The sequence below is a fragment of the Chryseobacterium sp. PMSZPI genome, from assembly GCF_002835665.1.
Classification (GTDB): domain Bacteria; phylum Bacteroidota; class Bacteroidia; order Flavobacteriales; family Weeksellaceae; genus Chryseobacterium.
Genome location: NZ_PIZV01000055.1, coordinates 62040 through 78241, shown reverse-complemented (window position 1 = coordinate 78241; position 16202 = coordinate 62040). Strand labels below are relative to the sequence as shown.

Sequence of the window (16202 nt, the reverse complement as noted above, 5' to 3'; positions counted from 1 at the left end):
AGTCAGATTAAAGGTGCTGCTACTTCAATAAAAACTACAAGTAACTTCAAGCTTCCCGCTTCCCTTCTTTATTCTATATCGTCCACTGGTCATTCACAACAGCCACCAGATAATATTTTCCCTGGAAGTCTTCAAATACAAAACGAAGAGTTTTCCAATCCATCTCTCCATTTTTCTCTGTTCCTTTGATATAGTTTTCCGTGAAATCGTCTTTAGAATAGATTTCTTTTAAATTATTTAAAGAATTGCCACCACCAAGAAATTGATTGGGTGAGTACTGTGAAGCCGTAAAATCTTTAGAAAAAACCCATTTTCCCAAATAATCATTGATTGTCGCTTTATAGGCGTCTCCAGAACCATCATGCGCACCCCACGTAAATAATGTTTTTGTAGGCTGATACTTTTCAAAATCGGCTTTGGAAAACTGTTTATCTGATTTTGGATCAACAAAAGCATACATTGAAAAGCGAACTCCTTTTTCAGGATGAATAAAGGAAGCAAAAGTTTTATAATCCTTATTTTTTAAGGTTTGTAAAACCTCATCATTTGCTTTCTTCAAAGACGCTTCTTTATTTGTTATAGTCTCAGATGTGCTTGTACTGTCCGGTTTTACCTGAGCAGTAGAATCTATAACATTAGGAACGGGTTTTTCAGCATTTTTCTTACAAGCCACAATCAGGATTAAAACGAACAATGGAATAAGTAATTTCTTCATTTTTAATATTTTAATGTATAAAAGCACCAAAACTGATGCCAGAGCAGTAGTAAGAAGTCTGGGAGTAAGGGAGTGAAAGAGTTTGAGAGTTTGAGAGTCTAGTAAATTATAATTAACCTGAATTCGGGATAAGAATTTTCTATTTTAATCAGGCTGGAAGCTGGGAGCTGGAAGAAGTAAGTTATTCAGGTTATAAAGAACAGTTTTTCCCATATTTTCATCTTTTTTAAACAATGATGATATTAAATTTATGGTAACCATCTATAGATAATGGGACTGAAAATAACTTCCAGCCTCCCTCTTCCAGCTTCCAATAATCTAAATCATAATTTCCTTAACCCGAACTCAGATTAATTAGTTATTTACGTTTTGTTTAAAATCAATTTTCAGAACCTCCAGCTTCCTGCCTTTTAAACTTAACTTCCTCAACTAAAACCCATATCATTTAATAATTTCTATCTCTTATCTGTATGTCTAAAATCTAATCTCTCACTTCTCTACAAATCGTATCTTTGTTCTATGGAAATTTTGGATATTCTCATTATAGGAGCGGGTCCTATCGGTTTAAATTGCGCTATCGAAGCTCAAAAAAATAATCTGAATTATTTAATCGTTGAAAAGGGTACTATTGTCAATTCATTGTACAATTATCCTTTATATATGAGATTCTTTTCAACCGCTGAAAAGCTTGAGATTGATGAAATTCCTTTTATTTCAACCGCCCCAAAGCCTGGCAGACAGGAAGCTTTAGAATATTATCAGGGAATTGCCCGGCAAAAAGATTTAAACATCCATCTCTATGAAAAAGTACTGAATGTTTCTAAAAACAATGATGTATTTGAGGTTGAGACAACACAATCTAAATACACCGCTAAAAACGTAATCATAGCCACCGGATTTTATGATATCCCTAACCTTATGGAAGTTCCGGGTGAAAACCTTCCAAAAGTTAAACATTACTATACAGAGCCCTACCCTTACACCAGACAAAAAATCGTTGTAGTAGGTTCAAGTAATTCTGCAGTAGATGCAGCACTGGAAACCTACAGAAAAGGAGCGGAAGTCACCATGATTATCCGTCATTCGGAAATTTCAAAAAGTGTTAAATACTGGGTAAAACCGGATATAGACAATAGAATTGCAGAAGGAAGCATTATTGCCCATTTTAATTCCGAAATTCTTGAAGTTACAGAGAATACGGTTATTTTTAAGGATGAGAACAATCAAACACACGAAATTGAAAATGATTTTGTTCTGGCTATGACAGGTTATCTGCCCGATTTTGATTTTCTCAGAAATTCAGGAATCGAGTTGAATGGTGATTGCTTACATCCTTTTTACAACCTGGAAACGATGGAAACCAATATTTCCAATTTATATCTTGCCGGTGTGGTTTGTGGCGGAAAAGACACTCACCTTTGGTTTATTGAAAACTCAAGAATTCATGCAACAATCATTATTAATAACATTCTCTCCAAATAGAAAAATTGATTCATATAAAACCCCAATTGAATATTTTCCAATTGGGGTTTTTATTTATTTCAGTAAAAGGATATTGATTTATACCAAGTCTTCTTCAACCTTATCCTTTAGCATCCATGGCACAACAAAATAAAAAGCAATTGCAATAGCCAATGCTAAGACTCCTGTTCCGATCCATAAAGTATTAAATCCAAACTTTTCTGCGATTAATGTTCCAATATAAGGGGTAATGATAAATGCAATTGAAAAAGACATTCCATTTAATCCCATATAAGCTCCCTTATTATGTTTTCCCGAGCGCAATGCGGTGATGGTAGACATAAAAGGTAATGTCCAGATTTCTCCTATACAAAGCAATGTCATCGAAATAAGAAGTGCCACCATACTGTAATCAAAAGCCAGCATTGCATAAGAAAATCCGCATAAGAAAGTTCCGATTAACATGGTAAAAGCCAATGTAAAATACTTTTCGGCCAACTGTACAAATCCCATTTCAAGGAGTACAATCAGGAAACCGCTATATCCTAGAATATATCCGATGTTTTGCTGACTTAGATGGGCCGTATCTTTATAGAAGATCGTTAATGTACTGAACAATTGGAAAAAGCAAATAGAAAACAACATACAAAATAAACTATAAACTAAAAATTTACCATCCCGATAAGGAGAGTTTTCTTTTTTTACAGCTATAGCTTCTTTTACTTTTTTCGCTTTTTGTCTGGCCAATTTCGCACGTCCTTTAAAGAACCATATATACATCAGTCCGGCCAATAAAGCCGCCAAAGCATTACTGAAAAATAAAAATTCATAAGAAATAGCTGACAATATTCCGCCTAACGCAGGACCTATTGAAAAACCCAGATTAACTGCCATCCTATTTAAAGAAAAAGCCCGGGTAATATTTTCAGGTCTGGCATACTTCGTAATCGCCACGGAATTCGCGGGGCGAAATGTTTCACTAACGATACTTTGAATTAAAATAATACTTGCCAATCCCACTTCTGTTTTAAAAAGTGGAATTAAACAAAATAAAGGAACACTCAACAATAAACTTAAGCTCTGAACCCTATATTCCCCGATTTTATCGGTAATCATTCCTCCAAACCATGAACCAATCACCGAACCTATCCCGAAAAAGCTTAATACAATTCCGGAATTTTCAATGCTAAAATGTAAATGATCTGTCATATAAACTCCCAAAAAAGGAAGCACCATAGAACCTGCCCTGTTGATTAGCATTACCAACGCCAGCATCCAACTCTCCTGCGAGAGTCCTTTAAACGAATTTGTGTATAGTTGTATTAATTTCATTTTAATATGATGAATAAAAAAACAGGACTTAAAAAAATAAGCCCTGTTTCATTTATAATTTGGTATATAAATAAATTTTTACTCTGGCTTATAAGAGTCTTTTAATGTCACCGTACGATTGAACACCAAATTAGTATCCGTAGAATCCTGATCCTTCGTAAAGTATCCAATTCTCTGGAATTGAAGAGGTTCACCCACAGCAACGTCTTGTAAAGCAGGCTCAGCAAATCCCTGGATCGTATTAACAGATTCAGGATTGATGAAATTTAAGAAGTCTACATCTTTCTCAGCATCCGGCTGTTCAACAGTAAACAGTTTTTCATAAATTCTCACTTCGACCGGAATCGCATGTTTTGCAGATACCCAGTGTAAGGTTCCTTTTACTTTTCTTAAACTCTCTTCCGTTCCGCTTCCCGATTTACTCTTTTCATCATAAGTAGCATAGATGGTAGTGATCTCACCATTCTCATCTTTTTCTACTCTTTCTGCCTTGATGATATAAGCGGATTTTAAACGCACTTCTCCACCTAATTTCAATCTGAAGAATTTATTGTTAGCTTCCTCCTTGAAGTCTTCACGTTCGATATATAATTCTCTTGAGAAAGGAATTTCTCTGGTACCTGCATTTTCCTGTTCAGGATTATTTTCAGTTTCCAACCATTCTTCCTTGTCTTCAGGATAGTTTTCAATCACTAGTTTTACAGGATCCACAACCGTCATCACACGTTTAGCGACTTTATTAAGGTCTTCACGTACACAGAAATCAAGCAATTGGATTTCAATTAGATTTTCTCTTTTCGCAACCCCTACTTTTTCAATAAAGTTTCTGATGGCAGTTGGAGTAAATCCTTTTCTTCTCATTCCTGAAATCGTAGGCATCCTAGGATCATCCCATCCGGTCACTACTCCTTCAGCAACAAGTCTTTGAAGCTTTCTCTTAGAAGTGATCATATAAGAAACATTCATCCTGGCAAATTCTCTTTGCTTGTTCTTAACCTTACCTTCTTCATATACCTGATCCAAATACCAGTTATACAAAGGTCTGTGGTTTTCAAATTCCAATGAACATAATGAGTGTGATATTTGTTCCAGATAATCAGATTCACCATGTGCCCAGTCATACATCGGATAGATTTTCCATGCAGTACCTGTTCTGTGGTGAGGTCTTTTCAGAATTCTATACATAACAGGGTCACGCATATTCATGTTGGGTGAAACCATATCGATTTTTGCACGAAGTGACATTGTTCCTTCCTCAAACTCACCGTTTTTCATTCTTTCGAATAAATCCAATGATTCCTCAACGGGACGATTTCTATAAGGTGATTCTACTCCTGGTTCTGTAGGATTTTTTCTCTGCTCAGTAATAACTTCAGAAGGTTGCTCATCTACGTAAGCTTTTCCTTCTTTAATCAGTTGTACTGCCCAATCGTAAAGCTGCTGGAAGTAATCGGATGCATACAAAACTTTATCCCATTTAAAACCTAACCATTCAACGTCTTTCATGATAGAATCTACGAATTCCTGTTCTTCTTTTTCAGGATTCGTATCGTCGAAACGAAGGTTTACTGGAGCATTATACTTTTCGCCCAAACCAAAATTGATGCAGATCGCTTTTGTGTGCCCTACATGCAGGTATCCATTGGGTTCAGGGGGAAAACGGAAACGGATTTGATCTTTTTTCAAACCGTTTGCCAAATCATCTTCTATAATTTGCTCAATAAAATTGAGTGATTTTTTTTCTTCTTCCATTAAATTAGCTTTTATTTTTAGCAAAAAAAGTTGCACAAAGTTACGGAAAAATAAGTGTTTATGAAAGTGATAATTTAAAAGCTTATTGATTGCTAATTCAACATTTTTCTTTAATTTAGAGGAAAACTAAAAACCACTGTAACAAATTAAAAATCATGGCTGTTTATATACTAAGCAATCGGAAGATCGTGCGTTATAAAGGAGAAAGGGTCGATTCTTTTTCCAACGACGAATATTCAATCCCTAATTTCAGGATTGCTAAATGTAATTTTGACAATTTTAAAGAGCCCACCGCTCAGGATAAAAGACAGAAAGATTACACCAACAGGAATATTTTAGATTACAAACTTTTTTCTGAACCGGAAAAACCGGGCTATGAAGATGTCTTTGAAGTCCTGCTTAGTGAGAAGGGAATAAAAAAATCCTCTTTAACAGCCAATAATCTTGGTGGTACTCAAAAGATGTTTTATGAACTGTACAAAAACATGTCCTCTACCAAGGACAGAAGTGATGTATTGATCTTTATCCATGGATATGTGTATACTTTTGATGATGAATTAAAAGCCATTATTGATCTCAAAAAAATATTTATTGATAATCCGGCTTCTCCTATAGAACATATTTTGTTTGTAAGCTGGCCGACTTCCAGCAGTATTGTTCCCCTCACTTATTTTGATGATAAAGCGTCAAGCATCAATTCAGGAACCTCTTTATTACGATTGTTCTATTTTTATACTCAGTTTTTAAAAGATATTTTTTCAAACCGTGATCTTATTCCCTGCAATCAAAGAATTCATATCATGGCACATTCTATGGGAAACAGAGTTCTTCAAAGTATGTTATACAGTCTCAAAAGAGAAAATATCCTAAGAGTAATTGATCAGGTAATCCTGCTCAATGCAGATGTCAGCTATAAAGTATTTGAAGATTCTGAAGACTCATTTAATAAACTTCCTCTTCTTGCCAACCGAATTTCCATTTACTTAAACAGGCAGGATCTGATATTGGGAATTTCACAGTTTACCAAAAATATACTTACCCCGAGGTTAGGCAAAAACGGACCTAGCGACATTGATCAGTACAAAGATATTGTTTCTATTATCGACTGCACCTTCGTTAAGGATGACCTTTTGAACAGCTTTAAATTTGAAGTAGGAAATCATTGGGGGTATCTTTCCAGTTCACAGGTTCAGAATGATATTTTCCAAAATCTATATGGTATAGATAGAAATTTAATCACCAATAGAACTAAAAATAACGAAAATATTTTCACAATTATTTCTTAAGAATTAATTAAATAAACATTATAAGATTGAGCTTATGTTAAAGTTCATTCATATATATACTATGGCATAAAGATTGCCAATTCAAAAATAAGGGAATTACAATTTTTTCATCATGAAACAAATAAAAAAACGATTTTCTTCTATATTAAAATATATTAAGAAAACAATTTTCGTAAAAGACGTGATTTAACTGAAAAAAACAATTATTAAAAACAGATTATCCGATCCTATCATTACTATCTCATTTAAAACAAAGCGGCCTTCTATAAAATTCCTACAAAATATATTTTAGGAACTTTTGTCTATGTACCTGCATTTTTATTGTATTCCACCAGTTACCAGATCTAAAAATAGGTATGGTAAAACTATTTCATGTAAAAATTAAATGGTTATTTTGGATCAGGTGCAAAATTTGGGGGCTAGATAAAAAATTAGTTAATCTGAAGAAAAAAATGAATTACCTTTTTACTCCTCTAAGCTTTATATTGAAATTTAATTTCAACGCAAAGACAATATTCAATTCATTATTGATAAGGGAGCTAAGAAAGCGACAGACGTCGCTGATGAAGCGATGTAGATATGCGTACGCTTAGAAAGAATCAATACAATTGATTCAGCCTTTACTTCCTAAAATACAACACCGGATAATAGAAATCCTTTGCGTGAAATTTTTAAATTAAACAGATCTAAATATTCTAAGCCTCACAACTTTTGCTCTTGTTCCGTTATTTTTTTGATTTGCAATTCTAGTTTGTAGACTAGCCAAAAATAAATCAATGATATACAAAAAACCTGTAAAATTTGTTACTTTTTTTACATTCTGATACTTGTACCTCATAAAGAATAATATAAATATTTAAATAAAAACACTTATATTTATTAAAGTATGTGGTTTTATTTATAAATTCATCATAAAATTTCAAAAGAACTATTGTATTACCAAAAGAATATTTTGAAAGTTTATAAAATATTCAAAATATCAGCAATAAATTTGGTCAATAAAAGTTATAGAAATAAGAAGCTTAAAATACATTCAAAAAACACACAGAAAACCTAATGATTGTTTAAAATATTCCGGAATAAAGGAATATTTAACGATAGCTTGAAGTAATAATTTTTACACTTGGATACATTGCGTTAAGAAATATGCAACAAATACGCAATATAAAAACAAACAAGAGCTTATCTATAAAGGTTAATTTTGCCAGGGTTAATTTTGAAATCGCATTTTATTGTTTTGTTAGAAATTTAAAATGTTTACCATTTAAAATGTTAGCATATAAATTTATGACTAGATAGGGATATAAATAATCATATCAATTAAAATAGATAAATCAAATATTATGAACAAGACTGTTATTAATACTTATATTCCATCAGGTTTATCTTTATTTTATTTGCCTTTATTTTTATTAACCTTAATCCTGTTTTTTCTTTATAAGCAGGACGCATTAAGCGTTAATGAATATATTCATGTTCAGGAACAATGGTTCTTTTTTCTGAATTCAAAACTGTCTCAATACCCCGATTTACAATACAATCTAACCCAGCTGGGCGATGCTCTTGTCCTGTTACCTTTTCTATCTATCTTTGTGATATATACTCCAAAAATCTGGCAGTCAATATTGTCAGCATCGCTTGTTTCGGCATTACTTTGCAATCTTTTGAAAAAATTATTTACCGTTCCCCGACCTGCTGCTGTATTTGACAACGAAAGCTTTGTTATTATAGGAAAAACATTATCCGGGCATACGAGTTTACCATCCGGACATTCTATAACTATTTTTACAACATTTACCGTTTTAATGTTTACATTTATGCCCAAAAAACTGAAATATAAAATTATTTGGTGTACTTCAATAATGATGATAGGTTTGTTTATTGCAATCACAAGAGTCGGTGTAGGCGCTCACTACCCTCTTGATGTTATTATTGGAAGCATCATTGGTTATATTTCCGGACTTTCAGGCATTCTTATCACTCAAAAATATAGAGTATGGCAATGGATCAATTATAAAAGGTACTACCCTATTTTTATAGTGGCGTTTAGTATTTGTATTATTATTTTGATCAACAAAATACTCAATGAAAACCTGATCATATTTTATTTATCATTAATCAGTTTAATCATTTCATTATATACAATCACCTACACCTATGTTAAAAAATAGTTTGAAATTATCGAGTTTCGCTTTGTTTATGAGCTTTCTCAATTTCTTATTCTTTCATTTTCCATTTTTTACCTTTGTTTTCAGTAAGGTTGATTATACAAGTTTCAATGGCATTCTTCTTATTACAAGTTTGATTATTTTAATGCTGGTTGCTAATGCCTTTGCTTTTTATCTTATCTTTTTCCTTTCCCGTATTGTGGGAAAAGTTTTACTGGTATTAACATTTATCATTAGTGCACTAGCCGTTTATTTTATTAATACCTATAGTGTCATCATCGATGAGAGTATGATTGGCAATATATTTAATACCAACTATGAGGAATCCAGCAGCTTCTTTTCTTTCAAATTAATTCTGTATGTAATATTTCTTGGCATACTTCCGAGCGTTTTTATCATCAAAGTCAAAATTATCAATGATTCTTTAAAAAAATTTTTAATCACATCTTCATTAACTTTATTATTCATGTTGGTTGTTGTATTTGCTAATGCTAGTAACTGGTTATGGATTGATAAAAACTCAAAAACATTGGGGGGACTTGCTATGCCTTGGTCATATTCTGTCAATACATCTCTTTTTTACATTCACGAATACAAAAAAAATGAGAAAGAAATTTTATTACCCAACGCTACCATAAAAGACAACGAGAAATCAGTAGTAGTATTGGTGATAGGTGAATCTGCAAGAAGTCAAAACTTTTCTTTGTATGGATATGGAAAAAACACCAATCCTTTACTTTCCAAAGAACAAAACTTACACAGCTTCAAAGCTACATCTTGTGCAACATACACCACTGCCGGTGTAAAATGCATTTTAGAACATACAGATACTGATCAATTGTACGAAATTTTACCCAATTACTTATACAGAAATAATGTAGAGGTTATCTGGAGAACAACCAACTGGGGAGAACCTCCGGTCCACATTAAGAATTATCAGACTAAAGAAAATCTACAATCAAATTGTAAAGGTGAAGATTGTAATTATGACGGCGTCCTCTTAAATGGATTAAAGGAACAAATATTGGCCAGCAAAAAAAACAAAATATTAATCGTTTTACACACCAGCACCAGCCATGGTCCTACTTACAGTAAAAAATATCCTTCGCGATTTGAAACTTTTAAACCTGTTTGTAATAGCGTTGAGTTAGGCAATTGTTCACAACAAGAACTCATCAATGCTTATGACAATACTATTGTTTATACGGATTACCTTTTGTATAATGTGATTGAAGACTTAAAACAATTAAAAGACTATAAAAGTACCATGCTTTTTGTATCGGATCACGGTGAATCTTTGGGAGAGAAAAACCTGTACATGCATGGAATGCCTATGAGTATTGCCCCTAAGGAACAATATGAAATTCCTTTTATCGTTTGGGTTTCTGATGGTTCCAAACAACTCAAACCGAATAACAATTTATCTCAGAACCATGTCTTCCACAGTGTGTTGAACTTTCTTGGAGTACAAAGTCCTGTTTATAAAGAAGAGATGAACATATTCAAATAACATCGGCTTAGAATAAATATTTTTGGTATAAGCAGATTGGAAGCCTGGGGATGTACAAACCATAAAGAATAACTATTCATCTTCTTCAAAGTAAAATTAATTATGTTGTTGACTGTAAGTAATGATAACCGAAAGGAACTTCTAGCTTCCCTCTTCCAACTTCCAGCCTTAGTACCTATTTTCTTTCTTACCCTGAACACATATTAATTTTTAATTTATGTCTTGAACCAAAGCAACTCATTTCTGAGCTCTAAACTGGATTCAAAATTATTCACAAATAAGGCTCCGGTACCTAGCCCTTGAGGCATCGGATTTTTTTTCGTAAAGGTGTATTGAGCAATAGCATTCAGACCAATATTACTTTCCAGTGCAGAAGTAATCCACCAGCCTATATTCTGTTCTTCAGCTAAGGAAATCCATTCGTCTGAACCTGAAAATCCGCCTACTAACGCAGGTTTTAAAATAATATATTGTGGTCTGATGGTATTGAGTAGTTTTTTCTTTTCTTCCGAATCAACAATACCGATTAATTCTTCATCCAATGCTATCGGCGTTGGTGTTTGAGCACATAATTCCGCCATATCAGCCCAGCTTCCTGCTTTGATAGGCTGTTCAATAGAATGAATATCCAAATCTGCCAGCTGTTGCAAAACCACAACTGCCTCTTCTTTACTAAATCCTCCATTGGCATCAACACGCAATTCTAATTGATCTTTAGAGAATTTTTCTCTTAGTTTTTGTAGAATAACATGTTCTTCTTTCCAATTAACACCGATTTTTAATTTAATACAATGAAAACCTTTTTCCAGCTTATCCTGAATTTGTTCTTCCATATACCCAACATCTCCCATCCAAATCAGACCGTTGATGGTAATGGCAGATTTCCCTTCAGTAAATTCACCCGGAAAATATACGTTATTTCCATATTTTAAGTTCAAAACAGCCTGCTCATACCCAAACCAAATAGAAGGAAAGTCTTTCAATTCTTGTTTTAAATAAACAGGATCCTGTGTAATGTTGCTACAAAGCCACTTGAGTTTATCTTCATAATCGGGTCTGTCATCAAAGCTCAGTCCTCTGAAAATGGCACATTCTCCTACTCCTTTTCGGCCTTCCTCTGAAATTTCCAGAATGAAGGTTTCTTTATCAAGCAAAACGCCGCGAGATGTTCCACTCGGGCGTTTAAATTGTAATAAGTATTTAAAATACGATGCTTTCATTTATTTTACGCTATCAATACGCATAAATTCTTCTGCTTTTTCTACCATATCAACACTTCCACAGAAGAATGGAATTCTCTGGTGAAGTTCTGTAGGCTCAACTTCCAAAATTCTTCTGAATCCGTCTGTCGCTTTTCCTCCGGCTTGTTCTGCAAGGAATGCCATAGGATTACATTCGTATAGCAATCTCAATTTACCGTTCGGTGCCTGAGAATAAGAAGGATAAATATAGATTCCTCCTTTTAACATATTTCTATGGAAATCCGCTACCAGGGAACCGATATATCGGGAAGTATAAGGACGATCTCCTTCTTCCATCTGGCAATACTTCAGGTAGTTTTTCACTCCTTGAGGGAACTTAATATAATTTCCTTCGTTAATCGAATAGATTTTACCTGTTTTTGGGAAAGTCATGTTAGGATGAGAAAGATAATAAGTTCCTAAAGAAGGATCCAATGTAAACCCGTTCACTCCATTTCCTGTCGTGTAAACGATCATGGTAGAAGAACCGTAGATGACATATCCCGCTGCGATCTGATTCACTCCTTTTTGTAAGAAATCTTCAAGCTTTACAGGAGTTCCCGGTTCTGTAACTCTTCTGTAAATAGAGAAAATGGTTCCTACGGAAACATTGACATCAATATTCGAAGAGCCATCCAAAGGATCGATCAACACTACATATTTACTTAAATGACCGTTTTCTCCACATTTAATATCGATGAAATCATCATTTTCCTCAGAAGCAATACCACAAACAACCTCTCTTTGAGATAAAGCAGTAATAAAAATTTCGTTTGCAATGACATCTAATTTCTGCTGTTCTTCACCTTGAACATTCTGGTTTCCTGCAGCTCCTGTAATATCTACAATTCCGGCTTTATTTACTTCTCTATTAACCACTTTCGAAGCCAATCTTATTGCACTTAGAAGACGAGAAAATTCACCTGTTGAATATTGAAAATCGTCCTGCTTATCGATAAGAAATTCTCCTAAAGTCTGTAATGGTTGATCTGACATTATTTTACTTTTTATGTTTTCCCAAATTTCGGAAAATTTATCACATTAAGAAAATTTAATTACAAAAGAGATTAAATACTGTAAATCAATACAATACAAACAACATCAAACTTAATATTAAATATACATCCATGATTCTCTTTCCCAATTCGTTATCCCGGATCAATGAAAAATTCCGATTATCTATTGTAATGTTGAAATTCAAATGGAAAACTGTATAAAATAAATCTATTATCTGGTACAGTTTCCAAATCTTATTTTAAGTTTTGTCTAAAACCCGTCTCTATTGAATACCTAAATAGTATACATGCTAATTTATTATCTGATCCGCCAAAAAAAATAAATATCAAAAAAAGTATGAAATAAATAAGATTCTTTATACTTCTTAATCCTCTCTAACCCTGCATTCAAACGTTATCAAATCTTACGTTCAGAGTGATTTTAATGAAATCTTAATTCTATCATGTTGCCAGCCTATTTCATATCTCGCTGTAAATTTATAATTTTGACGTCCGTAAAAAACTCATGTAATTTTTTATCTAACAATTTTATTTTTAACAATTTAATGAAAATTTTCAAGTTTGGGGGAGCGTCTGTAAAAGACGCCGACAGTGTGAAAAATGTGTCCATGGTTCTAAAAAGCCAAGGATTTGCCAAATGCTTGCTGGTGATTTCAGCAATGGGCAAGACGACAAATGAGTTGGAAAAAGTTGTAGAACTTTATTTCAAGAAGGATAACTATCAAACTGAGATTGAAAAGATAAAACGAAAACACATTGAGATTGCGGATGGGTTATTTCCAGAAAATCATGCGGTTTTTGCTGAAATCAATCTCTTTTTTGACGATATTGATTCTTTTTTAAGAAGAAATAAATCTCCTAATTATAACTTCGTGTATGATCAGGTAGTGAGTTGCGGGGAAATGATTTCAACAAAAATTGTAAGTGAATATCTGAATGAAATCCAGTTTACCAATCAATGGCTGGATGCCAGAGATTATGTAAAAACGGACAATTCATACAGAGAAGGCGTTGTAGATTGGGGGAAAACTGAGGAATTCATTTCTAATTTAAATCCTGAGATTTGCTATGTTACCCAAGGTTTCATCGGTTCGGATGATAACAATTTCACGGTAACGCTAGGAAGAGAAGGTTCAGATTATTCTGCAGCTATTTTTGCATATTGCCTAGATGCTGAGGCTATGACAATCTGGAAAGATGTACCCGGAGTAATGACCGGAGATCCGAGAAAATTCAATGATGTATCTCTTCTTTCGAATATTTCTTATGAAGAGGCTATTGAAATGGCTTACTACGGAGCAAGTGTCATTCACCCAAAAACATTACAACCACTACAACAAAAAAACATTCCTTTTTATGTAAAATCTTTCGTAGATCCTACTAAAGAAGGAACTAAAGTAGGCGCTTCAGACAAGAATCAACAGGAAGAATCTTATATTTTAAAAGAAAATCAGGCTTTATTAAAGATCTCTACGAGAGATTTCTCTTTCATAGCGGAGGATCACATGAGCTTAATTTTCAGATATTTATCTAAATATAAAATCAAAGTTTCCCTGATGCAGAATTCTGCCATTTCATTGGCATTATGTCTGGAGGATAAATTTAATCATATTGAAGAACTCAACGAAGAGCTTCAAAAAATTTTTAAAACCGAAGCAATTAAAAATGTATCTTTATTCACAGTAAGAAATGCGAAGATGGATCACATTGATAGATTTTACCAGGAAAAAAATGTATTATTGGAACAAATTTCCAAGAATACTCTTCAAATGGTAACACAATAATATTAATTGCGACTAAACACACATGAGTTTAATTTCGAAAAACGATCTGATCAAAGCTTCCGGCTTAAGTAAAATTGGGTTTCTAAAGAACCCGGTAGCATCTGCTGTGATGAGCATTGCTAAAATAAATGAAGTAAATAAATTATACGATAAATTAAAAGATAAGGAAGGCAAAGACTTTTTCGACTCATTTGTAAGAGAAAGAAATCTCAGCTATGTCGCTTTTGAAGAAGATTTAGCAAAGATTCCTAAAACAGGACCATTTATTTTGGTTTCCAATCACCCGCTGGGTGCTATTGATGGAATTCTGATGTGTAAAATCCTTACGGAGGTTCGTCCGGATTTCAAGGTAATGGGAAATTTCCTTTTGGATAAAATCCAGCCTATGGCACCGTATGTTATCGCTGTAAATCCTTTTGAAAACAGAAAAGAAGCTTACAGCAGCTCTTCAGGAATGCGTGAGACCCTCAAGCATTTACAAAACGGAGGCTGTGTAGGTATTTTCCCGGCAGGAGAAGTTTCCAACAAAAACAATCCTTATGGTGAAATCTTAGATAAAGAATGGGAAAAAACGGCACTTAAGCTGATCAGAATGGCTAAAGTACCGGTAGTTCCTATGTATTTCCATGCTAAAAACAGCCGTTTATTTTACCAGGTTGCCAAACTACATCCAAATTTGCAAACTTTAATGCTTCCTGCAGAAATGATGAATGATAGAGAAAAACCTATCAGAATCAGAATCGGGAGACCCATCACTGTAAAGGCAATGGATGAAATGGAAACCATTGAAGAATTGGGAGAGTTTCTGAAGCGTAAGGTTTATATGATGAAATCTTATTATGAAAAAAGAAAATCTCTTGCCCAAAGCATCAATCTTCAAAACCTAACGGTAAAATTTCCTTTATTAAAAGAAGAAAATATCGTTCAGAACATTATTGATGAAACGCCTGTAGAAGACATTATTAAAGATGTTGATAAGCTGAGAGGAACAGATAAAATGTTGTTCAGTAACGGGAATTACGAAATCTACTTTACAACTTACGAAGAAATCCCTTCTATTATGAGGGAAATCGGGCGCCAGAGAGAACTTACTTTCCGTGCGGTAGGCGAAGGTAGCAATCTTCCGTTTGACCTGGATGAATATGATAAGCATTACCACCACCTTTTCCTTTGGGATAACGGTGAGAAGAAACTGGCAGGAGCCTATAGAATGGCACTGGGCAGAGAGGTAATGAAGAAATATGGTGTGAAAGGTTTTTACACAAGCTCTTTATTCGAGTTTGAGCAGGACATTCATCCTTTCTTTAAAAAGGTGATTGAAATGGGCCGTGCTTATATCTGTCAGGAATATCAACAGAAACCTCTTCCACTCTTCTTATTATGGAGAGGAATTGTACATGTTTGCCTGAGAAATCCTGATCATAAATTCTTAATGGGTGGAGTAAGTATTTCCAATAAATTTTCAGAATTCTCCAAGTCTCTGATGATTGAATTTATGCGTTCCAATTATTTTGATTCTGCAGTGGCTCAATATATCACTCCGAGAAATGAATATAAGGTAAAACTTCGTGATCGAGACAAAAGTCTTTTCTTTGAGGAAATGGAGTCCGATCTTAACAAACTGGATAAGATCATTGATGACCTGGAACCAGAATTAAGACTTCCTGTTCTGATTAAAAAATACATCAAGCAAAACGCAAAAGTGATTGCTTTCAACGTGGATCCTAACTTTAATGATGCGATTGACGGATTAATGTATATAAGAATTAGCGATCTTCCCGAAAGCACGATTAAACCGGTACTTGAGGAAATGAGTGAGCAAATCAGAAAAGAGCAGGAAAATAATCAAACTGATAATCAGTAGGTTTTTATCTTTATATGAAAAAAGCACGATGAATACTTGCTTTGTATACTAAAACTTACTACTTTTGCATCAC

The 16202-nt window shown here is 33.8% G+C and carries 11 protein-coding genes; 6 read left to right on the top strand and 5 right to left on the bottom strand.

Translation table 11 applies throughout. From position 1 onward, the window contains the following. Window positions 1-73: 73 nt before the first annotated feature. Window positions 74-715: a hypothetical protein gene (locus CW752_RS11115; protein WP_101239782.1), complete on the bottom strand. Its 642-nt coding sequence runs from the start codon at window positions 713-715 to the stop codon at window positions 74-76. 519 nt (window positions 716-1234) lie between these two features. Here CW752_RS11115 and CW752_RS11110 point away from each other — a divergent pair. Next, window positions 1235-2197 carry a YpdA family putative bacillithiol disulfide reductase gene (locus tag CW752_RS11110; RefSeq protein ID WP_101239781.1) on the top strand — a complete coding sequence of 321 codons (963 nt, stop codon included), beginning with the start codon at window positions 1235-1237 and terminating at the stop codon, window positions 2195-2197. A gap of 78 nt (window positions 2198-2275) precedes the next feature. Here CW752_RS11110 and CW752_RS11105 read toward each other — a convergent pair whose 3' ends face one another. Together CW752_RS11105 and CW752_RS11100 are read right to left on the bottom strand one after the other, a co-directional pair. Continuing rightward, the gene (locus CW752_RS11105; protein WP_101239780.1) at window positions 2276-3508 is read right to left on the bottom strand and encodes an MFS transporter; all 1233 of its coding nucleotides are present in this window, start codon (window positions 3506-3508) and stop codon (window positions 2276-2278) included. 78 nt (window positions 3509-3586) lie between these two features. After that, complete coding sequence (locus tag CW752_RS11100) at window positions 3587-5260, bottom strand: glutamine--tRNA ligase/YqeY domain fusion protein (protein ID WP_101239779.1); 1674 nt, start codon at window positions 5258-5260, stop codon at window positions 3587-3589. Between the two features lie 155 nt (window positions 5261-5415). Between CW752_RS11100 and CW752_RS11095 the strand changes: the two genes are divergently transcribed. The 3 genes from CW752_RS11095 (at window position 5416) to eptA (ending at window position 10224) form a co-directional block, all read left to right on the top strand. Then, window positions 5416-6546: an alpha/beta hydrolase gene (locus CW752_RS11095; protein ID WP_101239778.1), complete on the top strand. Its 1131-nt coding sequence runs from the start codon at window positions 5416-5418 to the stop codon at window positions 6544-6546. Window positions 6547-7889: 1343 nt separating this feature from the next. Continuing rightward, window positions 7890-8717, top strand: a complete 828-nt coding sequence (locus CW752_RS11085; RefSeq protein ID WP_101239776.1) for a phosphatase PAP2 family protein — start codon at window positions 7890-7892, stop codon at window positions 8715-8717. Next, on the top strand, window positions 8704-10224 hold the full coding sequence (gene eptA / locus CW752_RS11080) for a phosphoethanolamine--lipid A transferase EptA (RefSeq protein WP_101239775.1): 1521 nt from the start codon (window positions 8704-8706) through the stop codon (window positions 10222-10224). Before CW752_RS11085 ends, eptA begins: the two co-directional genes overlap by 14 nt. A gap of 215 nt (window positions 10225-10439) precedes the next feature. Here eptA and CW752_RS11075 read toward each other — a convergent pair whose 3' ends face one another. Beyond that, entirely contained in the window at window positions 10440-11444 is a 1005-nt protein-coding gene (locus tag CW752_RS11075; protein WP_101239774.1) for an o-succinylbenzoate synthase, read from the bottom strand. Beyond that, window positions 11445-12461 carry a class 1 fructose-bisphosphatase gene (fbp, locus tag CW752_RS11070; RefSeq protein WP_101239773.1) on the bottom strand — a complete coding sequence of 339 codons (1017 nt, stop codon included), beginning with the start codon at window positions 12459-12461 and terminating at the stop codon, window positions 11445-11447. 565 nt (window positions 12462-13026) lie between these two features. Here fbp and CW752_RS11065 point away from each other — a divergent pair. Both CW752_RS11065 and CW752_RS11060 read left to right on the top strand, forming a co-directional pair. Next, on the top strand, window positions 13027-14265 hold the full coding sequence (locus CW752_RS11065) for an aspartate kinase (RefSeq protein ID WP_101239772.1): 1239 nt from the start codon (window positions 13027-13029) through the stop codon (window positions 14263-14265). Between the two features lie 22 nt (window positions 14266-14287). Continuing rightward, window positions 14288-16129 (top strand): lysophospholipid acyltransferase family protein, encoded by a 1842-nt coding sequence (locus CW752_RS11060; protein ID WP_101239771.1) that lies wholly within the window; start codon window positions 14288-14290, stop codon window positions 16127-16129. Window positions 16130-16202: the final 73 nt, after the last annotated feature.